Genomic DNA, 10,044 nt, shown 5'->3' on the forward strand with positions numbered 1-10,044 from the left:
GTCGCGTTGCATTCAGGATTGGAAGCTATGAGGATCACCGCGTTCATGGGATCGGCCATCGGCCACGACCCGGCCCACCTCCGGACGGCGAGCGCCTTCGGGACCGACCTGGCCGCGGCCGGGATCGGCCTGGTCTACGGCGGCGGCCGGGTCGGGCTGATGGGCGCCGTGGCCGACGCAGTCGTCGCCGGCGGCGGGGAGGCCATCGGCGTGATTCCACGGCATCTCGCGGACAAGGAGATCGCTCATCCCCGGTTGACGTCCCTCGAGGTCGTCGAGTCGATGCACGCGCGCAAGCAGCGCATGGCCGCGCTCGCGGATGCGTTCGTGGTCCTGCCGGGCGGCGCCGGGACGCTCGACGAGTTCTTCGAGATCTGGACGTGGCAGCAACTCGGGCTGCACACCAAGCCGGTGTTCCTGCTCGACACCGGAGGCTTCTGGCAGCCGCTCGTCGCACTGATCGATCATCTCGTCGACACCGGATTCGTCGGCGCACACCAGCGGGATGCGCTGCAGATCGCCGGTGATCTCGACGCGGTGCGCGCCGCGATGACGGGGTGGGCTCCGCCGGTGCCGAAGTGGACTACAACCAGCGGCCCGACCGACACGGACCTCGAGCCCGCATGACCGCCGAACGCCCCAAGGTCGGGGTCGGCATCGTCGTGGAGCGCGCCGACGGGCGAATCCTCTTGGGCCGCAGAGTCAAACCCACCGAACCCGAGACGTGGTGCCTGCCGGGCGGCCACCTCGAACCGGGCGAGACGGTCGAGGCGGCGGCTCGCCGCGAGTGTCTCGAGGAATCCGGCCTCTCCGATACGACGAACGCCGCGGGGTTCGTGGCCGTCGTGGACACCGGCTCGGCTGGTGGCGGTGTCGTGTTCGGCGTGCACGCGCGCAGCGGCGGAGTGCCGGCCGGACCCGGTGAGCCGCACATCTTTCCGGAATGGGTCTGGGTCGACCCGACGGACCTGCCCCGCCCGCTCTTTCCCGCGAGCGACGCGCTGCTGCGCGCGTGGACCGGGGCGGAGCCCGATCCGGCGTGGCAGGTCCTTCGCGTCACAGCCGGGTGACGTCGAGGCTTCCGTCGTGGAAGTCGGCGCGCAGCCGCTTCTTGTCGAACTTGCCGACACTGGTCTTGGGCACCTCCTGGATCACCGCCCAGTTCTCGGGCAGCTGCCACTTGGCGACCTTGTCCGCCAGGAAGTCCCGCAGCTGATCCAGCGTGGCCTCGCTGCCCTCACGGAGCACCACCGCCACCAGCGGACGCTCGTCCCACTTCTCGTCCGGCACACCGATCACCGCCGCCTCGGCCACGGCCGGGTGACCCATGACGGCGTTCTCGAGATCCACCGAGGAGATCCACTCGCCGCCGGACTTGATGATGTCCTTCGTCCGGTCCGACAGCGTCAGATACCCGTCCGCCGTGATGGAACCGACGTCCCCGGTGCGCAGCCAGCCGTCCCGGAACTTGTCGGGAGCGTCGACGCCGTAGTACGACGACGTGATCCACGGACCCCGGACCTCGAGCTCACCGATGCTGCGGCCGTCGTGCGGCACCCGGTTGCCGTCGTCGTCGATCAGGCGGGCCTCCACGGACGCCGGGAACCGGCCCTGCGTGTAGCGGTACTTCCAACGCTGATCGCCGGTGGCCTCGGCCGGCGGGCGGCCCACGGAGCCCACCGGGGAGGTCTCGGTCATGCCCCACGCGTGCAGCACCGACACCTGGTGTTCGTCCTCGAAGGCGTGCATCAGCGCCGGCGGCACCGCGGCGCCGCCGATCAGCACCTCCCGCATCGACGAGATGTCCTGCGGATGCTGCTCGAGGTACAGGTGCAGGCCCTGCCAGATCGTCGGCACCGCGGCGGCGAACGTCGGCTTCTCCGACGCGATCAGCTCGGCCAGTGGCGCGGGCTGCAGGAAGCGGTCGGGCATGATCAGCGATGCGCCGATCATGAATGCCGCGTACGGCAGACCCCACGACATCGCGTGGAACTGCGGCACCACCGCCAGGGCACGGTCACCCTGCTTCAGGTTGGGACCGTCGCTCATGCACACCTGCATCGAATGCAGGTAGATCGACCGGTGCGAGTACACGACGCCCTTCGGGTCGCCGGTGGTACCCGACGTGTAACACATTGCCGCAGCGGACCGTTCGTCGAGCTCCGGCCAGTCGTACTCGGTCGGCAGGCCCGCGATCAGACCCTCGTAGGTGTGCACCTGCATCCCCTCAGGTGCCTCCAATCCGACCGTCGAATCACCGGTGACGACGATGTGTTCCACCGTCTTCAGCTGCGACAACTGCGGCGCGAGCAGCGGGATCAACGTCGCGTCGACGATGATCACCCGATCCTCGGCGTGGTTGGCGACGTGCACCAACTGCTCCGGGAACAGACGGATGTTCAGGGTGTGCAGCACCGCGCCCATCGACGGGACCGCGAGGTACGCCTCGAGATGCTCGGCGTTGTTCCACATGAACGTCGCGACCCGGTCGTCGCCCTCGACTCCCAGTCCGCGCAGCGCGTGCGCCAGCGCGGCACACCGCCGCCCCACCTCGGCATATGTGCGACGGCGCGGCCCGGCCTCCGTCCAGGTGATCACCTCGGCGTCCGCATGGACGGTGCTCCCGTACCGCAGCAACTGCGCAATGGACAGAGGCAGATCGTTCATCGTGCTCAGCATGGACGGCTCCTGGATCGATGCGTGCCGGTGTGGCGAGGTCATTGTGCGCCGAAACTACGCCACGAGGGAGACCTGGGTCACTCTCCCCCCACCTCGGCGTTTCGAACCAATCGGTCGCTTGACCAACGGCCGGCCTGCATCAACCGATGGGTCGGGACCCGAGTCGATAGGCGCGACGCGCGTTGTCCCGGGCGATCATCCCGGCGATCCGCTCCGCATCCTCGGCCTTCCAATGCTCCTGCGCCACCGCATCCTCGAGCACATTCCCCAACGCCCGACGGAACAGCACCGCGCTCACATGGAACAACTCGGGCAGGCCGCAACCGTCGGTGGAGAACAGCACCGACCCGAACGGTGCCAGCTCGAGCAGCTCGGCGAGGATCCTCGTCGCACCGCGGGCTCCGACGTTCTGCACCGTGAGGCCGACGTCGACGAAGACGTGGTCGAACACCTGCGCGAGGTAACCGGCGTGCCGGTGGAACGGGTAGTTGTGCAGCAGCATGATCGGCACGCCGCGGTCCGCGGTGGCGCGCAGCAGCGGCATGAGCAGCAGCGGGTCGGCGCGGGCGAGGTCGGTGTCGGTGTCGCCGTACCCGACATGGAACTGGATCGGCAGCCCGGCGTCGACCGCCGTCCAGATGAGGAACCGGGTGAGCGTCCCGTCGACCAGTCGCGCCGGCGCGCCGCCGTCGATGTCCGCCGCCCACCGCACCGCGGCCGTGAAGACCGCCGCGTCGGAGGGGTGTTCGGGCGGCAGATCGAGCCCCACCCGGTACGCGGCGATCGTCTTGAACGCGACGGCGGACCCCGCAGCACTGCGAACCTGTTCGCGGAACCGGTCCGCGAAGTCGGGCGGGCCGTGCTCGACGATCACGCGCTCGGCAAGTGATTCCAGGCGCACCACCTCGTGCGCGGTCCCGCCGGTGTACGCGGCCAACTCGTGGGGCGTCGTCAGGCTCTCGGGCCGAAACCCGGTGTCGACGAGGTACTCGGCGATCCCGGCCGCCCGCAGCAGTCGCCGGGCCACCTCGTCGCTACCGAGTTCGGCACGACGCTCGAGGTAGTCGTCGGGTGCGACGTGCGGCTCCAGGCCCAGCGCGGGCGCGCACAGCCGCCGCACCGCGAACCCGACCTGGGTGTCGAAGAGGCTGCCGTGCCACGGACCGGGCGCGGCCGCCTCGCACAGCAACGCCTCGAAGGCGGGGCGGTCGAGTGGTTCGCGCGCGATCCCGTGGCAGTGATGGTCGACGAGGGCAATCCTGTCGACCAGCTCCGCAATCGGGTTCTCGCCGGGCGGTCCCGGCGTATCGTCTGGGAACGGCGCCATCTACGCCATTGTGCCGCTGATCAGGCCCGGCGCGAGGGAGATGCGATGGATCGGCACGAACGTGACCGACGGGCTCTCGAGGCCGCGCGGCTGACTCGGCGGCTCACCGCGCGCGGCGTCGTCGGCGTCGCCCTGACCTGGGTCGACAACAGCGGCGTCAACCGGATGAAGGCGGTGCCCGTCGAGCGGTTCGAACGGGCCGCGACATGGGGTGTGGGTGCCTCCCCCGTGTTCGACGCGTTCACCCCGGACGACACCATCGTCGCCGGACGCTTCGCCGGCGGCCCAGTGGGCGATCTGCGCCTGCTGCCCGACCTGGACCGGGTCACGGTGCTGACCGCGCTGCCGGGATGGGCGTGGGCACCCGTCGACCGGTACACGCAGGACGGCGACCTGCATCCCCAGGACTCACGCGGCCTGCTTCGCCGCGCCGTCGCCCAGCTCGTCGAGGACGATCTGACGGCCAGAGCCGCATTCGAGATCGAATGGGTGATCGGGCAGGACGAGAACGATTTCGTGCCCGCCACCCGCGGGCCCGCGTACGGGTTCGCCCGGCTCGTGGAGCGGTCCGGGTATCTCGCCGACGTGCTGTCCGCGCTGCGCGAGCAGGACGTGCGGGTGGAGCAGATCCATCCCGAGTACGCGCCGGGACAGTTCGAGGTGTCGGTGGCCGCCGAGGATCCGCTCGGCGCCGCGGACACCTTCGTACTGGTGCGCGAGACCATCCGCGCGGTAACCACACGGCACGGCCTGCGGGCGTCCTTCTCCCCCAAGGTCGAGGCCGCGGGCGTCGGCAACGGCGGACACGTGCACCTGTCGCTGTGGCGGGAGGGGATCAACCTGCACAGCGGAGGCGACGGGCCGTGCGGGATCACCGACACCGCAGAGTCGTTCGCGGCGGGAATCCTGGAACGGTTGCCGGCGCTGCTGGCCGTCGGGGCGCCGTCCGTCGCGAGCTATCTGCGGCTGGTGCCGGGTGCGTGGGCGGCGCCGTTCCAGGTGTGCGGGTACGAGAACCGTGAGGCTGCAGTGCGTTTGATCACCGGCAGCACCGGCGACGAGGACCGCGCGGCGAATCTCGAGGTGAAGGTCCTCGACCAGTCCGCCAACCCGTACCTGTGCATGGCCGGCCTGCTCTTCGCCGGGATGTGGGGCGTCCGCGCGGGCCTGCGCCTGCCCGCACTCGTGGACGTCGACCCGGCATCGCTGTCCGAGGAGGAACGAGAGGCACGCGGAATCCGTCGTCTCCCAGCATCGCTCGCCGAATCCACCGATGCGTTCGAGGCCGACGCGCTGCTGACCCACGCATTCGGCACCGAACTCGCCGGCACCATCGTCGACGTGCACCGCGCCGAAATCGAGCAGTTCAGCGGCGCGACGGACGAGGACATCGCCGCGGCGCTCCGGTGGGCGTTCTGACAGACGCCCACCGCGGCCTGGTCTTGACCCTGACGTAGCGTCATAGTTGATGCTGGTCTCATGCGCATCAGCGACATCGCACAGGCGGCAGGAACCACACCGCGCACGGTCCGGCACTACCACCGACTCGGCCTGCTCGACGAGCCCCGGAGGCTGGCGAACGGGTATCGCGAGTACGATCTCGCGGACCTCGTCCGGCTCATGCGGGTGCGGTGGCTCGCGAGTGCGGGGGTGCCATTGGGCTCGGTGTCGTCGATCGTGTCCGCCACCACCGACGAAGCGGCGGCCGACGACCTCGAGTTGGACCTGACCGCGTTGATCGACTCCATCGAGGCGGAACGCCAGGTATTGGCAACCAAAAGCAGCCGTTTGCAGGAAATGCTCGCCGCCCATCGGGCCGGACGACCGGTCTCCCCGCTTCCGCCGGGCCTGGCGCTGATCTTCGCCGATCTGATCGGTACCGAGTCCGATCCCGCCGTGCGGGCCGAGTTCGAACGGGAGCGCGACGCGTTCGAGTTGGTGGCGATCTCCGGGGCGGCCCCCCAAGCGTTCTTCGACTCCGCCGCGCGTCAACTCGCCGACGAGCGCGCGAGGGACCGGATCGTGAACCTGTACCGGCGGTTCGCCGCCCTGAGGGGCCACGATCCGGCCCAGTGCACGAGCGAGATCGAATCACTCGTCGAGGCAACGGAAACCACGATTCGGCCGGTGCTGGCGGAGGCGGGCATCCTCGAACAGTGGAAATCCGCTGTCCCGTCCCTGGACGGATCCACGGTGTCCGTCACGGACCTCGTCCCCGATCAGGCCCAGGGCGCCGTTTTCACCCTCCTGTTGCAGCGACTCGGCATCGTGCCCGAGGTCTCGCCGTGATCCGGTCGCTGTGGTTGTGGTGCCGCGGACGAGTCGACGGAGCCGGCGACGGCGTCTCCACATTCGGGTACACCGCTGGCACGCTGGGCATCCCGGTGGCGTTTCTCGTCGCCACCGGCGTCGAGGCCACGGCCGTGCACCTGCTCGTGCCGTGGCAGTGGCTGCGGGTGGCGCTCCTCGTACTCACCGTCGCGTCTGTCGCCGCTGCGGCGGGCTGGCTCGCGACCCGCGCCGTCCATCCGCACCTGGTGACCGCCCAGAAGCTCATCCTGCGGTCAGGCCGGGCGACGATCCTGTCCGTCGATCGGGGTCGGATCGCCCGGGCCCTCCCCAGCCGGCGGTTCCAGCACACCTCCCCCGGCATCCACCACGGCCGGCTCTATCTGCCGGGTCCGGACGGAACCGTCGTCGACATCGACTTCGACGTGCCGGTCCCCGTCGACAAGCTCACGGCCACCACGCAACTCGAGTCGTCCCTGGTCACCGGGGTGAGCCTGTACGTCGACGCGCCGAGGGATCTGTGCGCCCGACTGAGCATGAGGTGCTGACGAAAACCTTCTCGTCACAAGGAGTTCAGAGCGACCACTCGTCCGCCAGCTCGACGACGATCTTCTTGTCGTTGCCGGGGTCGGCCGGGTCGTACCAGAGTCGGGTCTGTTGGCCGTCGACAACGGGGGTGGCGGCATGGACGACCATCCGCCGCTGCACCCATCGTTGGGTGTTCCCGCTGTCGGTGAACGAGAACGTCACGGCGGTGAAGATCCGATCACTCTCCCGAAAGACGCTGTATCCCTTGTCGCTGACGATCGCCGTGGTGACCGTGCCGGTGCGTTTGGTCTGGTGGTCGCCGGCGCGTCGGGCCCGCCGTCCGCGCGCTGCGTTCAGTCCACCGATCAGACAGATCGCCGCTATCACGAGGCAGCCGTATCCGATGCCGGTCACGATCGGGCTGTCACCGATCTGCCGCCCGGCGGTGATCACGCCGATGCCGGCACCGGTCCACCAGGCGGCGATACCGTAGAGCAGTCCGAGATGGCGGGCCTCGAGGGCGATCGACGCCCAGAGGATGAACCCGGCGATCGCCAGCGGCAGACCGGCGAGGGCCCCGACGAACGCGAGCGCAGGCGGATCGAAGGACTCCGGCTCCATGCCACCGCCGAACATCCTCGGCCAGCCGTACCCCATGCCCGCGCCCCCGGCGAACAGCAGCATCAGGGCAAGCGAGACCCGCCCCACACCCGGTGGACGGTTCAGTCGCGCGCGTCTGGCGGCAATCGGATCGATCGTGCTCATCGAAACTCCCCCTCACGCCACTGGATGGCGTGCTCCTACAGCGAGCATAAGCGGTCGACTCTGCCCGGCGTGATCAGGAATCGAGTCGACCGAAACCGACAACGGCGGAATCGGATTCCCAATCGAGGTCGTGGACCCGGATCTTGCCGAGTTCGTTGCCACCGACGGTGGTGGCGTTGTCGCCGTCGACAGCGACGACGAAGTTGGTGTGCTGACCGATACGGAACTCGTTGTTGTACAACACCACGTCACCGGTCTTGGGACGGTAGCCGTTGCCCATCGGCTCGAACCGCCCCTCGGCCTCGTAGTACTCCTGGAGCGTGTAGACGCCCGGGATCCGCCACGACCCGGAGTTCGGATTCGACAGCGGCTCCCCCGCCTCGCGCATGATCCAGCTGACGAAGTTGGCGCACCACGGCTCCTTCGCGCCGTCGGAATAGAAGGTGCCGGGCCGCTGCTCGCGGTGCTCGGCCTCGAGGAGGTCGACCACCTTGGCCTGTGTGGGAGTCAGCGTCGCGGTGTCGACGTCCGGGAAGGCCGCGGTGTCCCACGGCAGGTACCGATCGGGCGCCCACCACAGCACCGCGCCCGCAGCCAGCACCAGCACCGCGATCACGGATGCGATCCACATGGCGAGGCGACGACGACGGGCGACGGGCTGTGCGCTCATGCCCTCGAATGTAGCCGGAAACGACACGGTGCTCGGGTGGCGGCACCCGAACGGTCAGCGGAACTCGATGATCAGCTGGGGCGGATCCTCGACGGTCACAATTTCGAACTGCGCAGGCTCGGCGCGAAGACCGATGAAGGACTGGGTGGTTCCGTTCACGTCTCGTGTGTCGGGCAGCAGGAAGAGTTGGGTTACGCGGGACCGGTCCGGTCCCGCCAAGGGAGTTGCGGTGTCGTAGAGGCGGCGCGCGGGCAGCGCGGTACCCATGATGTCGACCTGCATGATCGCCCGCCCTGTGACCGGCAGGGTCGGACCGCCTCCGTAAGGGACCGCCTCGGCGACATATCCCGCCTTCCAGAAGGGAACACCGGAACCGTCGAACAGATAGACAACCCTCTCGATGCCGGTGTCGGCGTCGATCTCGATCCGCACGTCGTCCACTGCCGCAGTGGGACCACCACCGCCGGGCGACGGGACGTCGGTGGCGGGCACGGCGGGCACGGGGGGCTCGAGCGTCGCCGGGGGTAGAGGAGTCGCGCCGAACTGGATCCTGCCGGTGCGGTCGGCGGGAGTGGACGTAGCTGGCGGTGCGGGCAGCGAATCCGATTGTGGCGATCCCGAATCGGCGCCACAGCCCGCCAACATGATCGCACCTGCCACTGCTCCGATGGTCGCAGACTTCACCCTCGACACGAATTCCCCCTCGCCTGACTACCCCGCCCGCGTCGACTCTACGTCGCAGGACACGATCGTCTGAGACACTTCGAGGCATGGATCAGCCCGGATACGACGTCATGGCGAATCTCTACGCCGAGACGTTTCCATCTCCGTACCTGACGCCACTCGAGCGTCAGGTCATCGCAGCGTTCGCGGATCTCGTGCATGACAGTCCAGGCGAGGGCGCGGTGTTGGATGTCGGGTGCGGTCCCGGCGATGTCGCCGCCGACCTCGCGAGCAAGGGACTCGACGTGCTCGGCATCGATCCGAGCGTCGCGATGCTCGGGATCGCCCGACGCAGCTATCCCCACCTCCGATTCGTCCACGGTGACGCGCACCTGGCCGGCGACGAGCTCGCCGGCGTAACGGTCCGAGCCATTCTGGCGAGGTTCAGCCTCATCCATGTCCCACCCGCGGAAGTTACTGCAGTACTGCATCACTGGTCTGCACTGGTGGCCCCAGGCGTACTCGTCGCGGTTGCCGGTCAGACCACCGATGCCGTGGGCGAGGTGATCGAGTTCGACCATGCCGTGGCGCCGGCCTGGCTCTGGCATCCGGACCGCCTCGCCGCTGCGCTTGCCGACGCCGGCTTCGACGAGGTGTGGCGGACGATCAGCAGGCCGGATGCGAACCATCGATTCCCCGAGGTGCACCTGGTCGCGCGACGACGCTGAGGCTCGAGTCTCGGCGACCAATCCATTGACTCGAACACATCAGTTCGAATTAAACTCAGTGCATGAATCCGGGGGGAATCATCGAACCAGGCGCAGCAGCCTTACCGCTGCACGCCGACGACGTGCGCGCGCTCCCCGAATCCGAGCTCCTCGCCGCCGCGGTCGACATTTCCCGCGAGATCGAACGCCTCGAAACACTCCGCGTCGCCGCTGTCGCCGAAATAGACGAGCGCGCAGTCTCGTTCGACGCGATCGGCTTCCGCAGCGTCAAGCTCTGGCTCGCATCGACGACCCTCCTCGAAGTACCCGCCGCCGCCCGGATCCTCGCCCTCGGCAAAGCCCTCCGACGCCAACCCGAGATCGCCGACGCCTTCGACGGCGGCCGCATCTCCGCC

At 68.8% G+C, this 10,044-nt stretch carries 11 protein-coding genes and 1 pseudogene; 7 read left to right on the forward strand and 5 right to left on the reverse strand.

Annotation, left to right across the window (positions count from 1 at the left end; translation table 11 throughout):
• Positions 1-27 precede the first annotated feature (27 nt).
• Both DEU38_RS24345 and DEU38_RS24350 read left to right on the forward strand, forming a co-directional pair.
• On the forward strand, positions 28-627 hold the full coding sequence (locus DEU38_RS24345) for a TIGR00730 family Rossman fold protein (protein WP_114723953.1): 600 nt from the start codon (positions 28-30) through the stop codon (positions 625-627).
• The gene (locus DEU38_RS24350) at positions 624-1,070 is read left to right on the forward strand and encodes an NUDIX hydrolase (protein ID WP_114723954.1); all 447 of its coding nucleotides are present in this window, start codon (positions 624-626) and stop codon (positions 1,068-1,070) included. Before DEU38_RS24345 ends, DEU38_RS24350 begins: the two co-directional genes overlap by 4 nt.
• Here the strand turns inward: DEU38_RS24350 and DEU38_RS24355 are convergent.
• Positions 1,057-2,679 (reverse strand): long-chain fatty acid--CoA ligase, encoded by a 1,623-nt coding sequence (locus DEU38_RS24355; protein ID WP_114723955.1) that lies wholly within the window; start codon positions 2,677-2,679, stop codon positions 1,057-1,059. The genes DEU38_RS24350 and DEU38_RS24355 overlap by 14 nt on opposite strands.
• 139 nt (positions 2,680-2,818) lie before the next feature.
• On the reverse strand, positions 2,819-4,006 hold the full coding sequence (locus DEU38_RS24360) for an amidohydrolase family protein (protein ID WP_114723956.1): 1,188 nt from the start codon (positions 4,004-4,006) through the stop codon (positions 2,819-2,821).
• A gap of 45 nt (positions 4,007-4,051) precedes the next feature.
• On the opposite strand from DEU38_RS24360, the gene DEU38_RS24365 reads away from it, so the two are divergent.
• From DEU38_RS24365 to DEU38_RS24375, 3 genes are read left to right on the forward strand one after another with little or no spacing between them, the layout of a single operon-like run.
• Positions 4,052-5,425 (forward strand): glutamine synthetase family protein, encoded by a 1,374-nt coding sequence (locus DEU38_RS24365; RefSeq protein WP_114723957.1) that lies wholly within the window; start codon positions 4,052-4,054, stop codon positions 5,423-5,425.
• Between the two features lie 60 nt (positions 5,426-5,485).
• Positions 5,486-6,295, forward strand: a complete 810-nt coding sequence (locus DEU38_RS24370; RefSeq protein ID WP_114723958.1) for a MerR family transcriptional regulator — start codon at positions 5,486-5,488, stop codon at positions 6,293-6,295.
• Entirely contained in the window at positions 6,292-6,843 is a 552-nt protein-coding gene (locus DEU38_RS24375) for a hypothetical protein (protein WP_258558134.1), read from the forward strand. The genes DEU38_RS24370 and DEU38_RS24375 overlap by 4 nt, the downstream gene beginning before the upstream one ends.
• 25 nt (positions 6,844-6,868) lie before the next feature.
• Here DEU38_RS24375 and DEU38_RS24380 read toward each other — a convergent pair whose 3' ends face one another.
• From DEU38_RS24380 to DEU38_RS24390, 3 genes are all read right to left on the reverse strand, one after another.
• Positions 6,869-7,588, reverse strand: a complete 720-nt coding sequence (locus tag DEU38_RS24380; RefSeq protein ID WP_147283584.1) for a DUF3592 domain-containing protein — start codon at positions 7,586-7,588, stop codon at positions 6,869-6,871.
• A 73-nt stretch (positions 7,589-7,661) separates the two neighbouring features.
• Complete coding sequence (locus DEU38_RS24385) at positions 7,662-8,258, reverse strand: CHAP domain-containing protein (protein WP_114723960.1); 597 nt, start codon at positions 8,256-8,258, stop codon at positions 7,662-7,664.
• A gap of 54 nt (positions 8,259-8,312) precedes the next feature.
• On the reverse strand, positions 8,313-8,759 hold the full coding sequence (locus DEU38_RS24390; protein ID WP_114723961.1) for a hypothetical protein: 447 nt from the start codon (positions 8,757-8,759) through the stop codon (positions 8,313-8,315).
• A gap of 269 nt (positions 8,760-9,028) precedes the next feature.
• Here DEU38_RS24390 and DEU38_RS24395 point away from each other — a divergent pair, with 269 nt between their 5' ends.
• Positions 9,029-9,649 (forward strand): class I SAM-dependent methyltransferase, encoded by a 621-nt coding sequence (locus tag DEU38_RS24395; RefSeq protein ID WP_114723962.1) that lies wholly within the window; start codon positions 9,029-9,031, stop codon positions 9,647-9,649.
• Positions 9,650-9,711: 62 nt separating this feature from the next.
• Positions 9,712-10,044: pseudogene (locus DEU38_RS24400) on the forward strand (DUF222 domain-containing protein); the annotation flags it as partial.

It is taken from the genome of Rhodococcus sp. AG1013 (genome assembly GCF_003350365.1).
GTDB lineage: Bacteria > Actinomycetota > Actinomycetes > Mycobacteriales > Mycobacteriaceae > Prescottella.

Bases quoted from the DNA above. Each gene is read 5' to 3' on its own strand.
- DEU38_RS24345 (WP_114723953.1), top strand. From the start codon at position 28: ATGAGGATCACCGCGTTCATGGGATCGGCCATCGGCCACGACCCGGCC.
- DEU38_RS24350 (WP_114723954.1), top strand. From the start codon at position 624: ATGACCGCCGAACGCCCCAAGGTCGGGGTCGGCATCGTCGTGGAGCGC.
- DEU38_RS24355 (WP_114723955.1), bottom strand. From the start codon at position 2,679: ATGCTGAGCACGATGAACGATCTGCCTCTGTCCATTGCGCAGTTGCTG.
- DEU38_RS24360 (WP_114723956.1), bottom strand. From the start codon at position 4,006: ATGGCGCCGTTCCCAGACGATACGCCGGGACCGCCCGGCGAGAACCCG.
- DEU38_RS24365 (WP_114723957.1), top strand. From the start codon at position 4,052: ATGGATCGGCACGAACGTGACCGACGGGCTCTCGAGGCCGCGCGGCTG.
- DEU38_RS24370 (WP_114723958.1), top strand. From the start codon at position 5,486: ATGCGCATCAGCGACATCGCACAGGCGGCAGGAACCACACCGCGCACG.
- DEU38_RS24380 (WP_147283584.1), bottom strand. From the start codon at position 7,588: ATGAGCACGATCGATCCGATTGCCGCCAGACGCGCGCGACTGAACCGT.
- DEU38_RS24385 (WP_114723960.1), bottom strand. From the start codon at position 8,258: ATGAGCGCACAGCCCGTCGCCCGTCGTCGTCGCCTCGCCATGTGGATC.
- DEU38_RS24395 (WP_114723962.1), top strand. From the start codon at position 9,029: ATGGATCAGCCCGGATACGACGTCATGGCGAATCTCTACGCCGAGACG.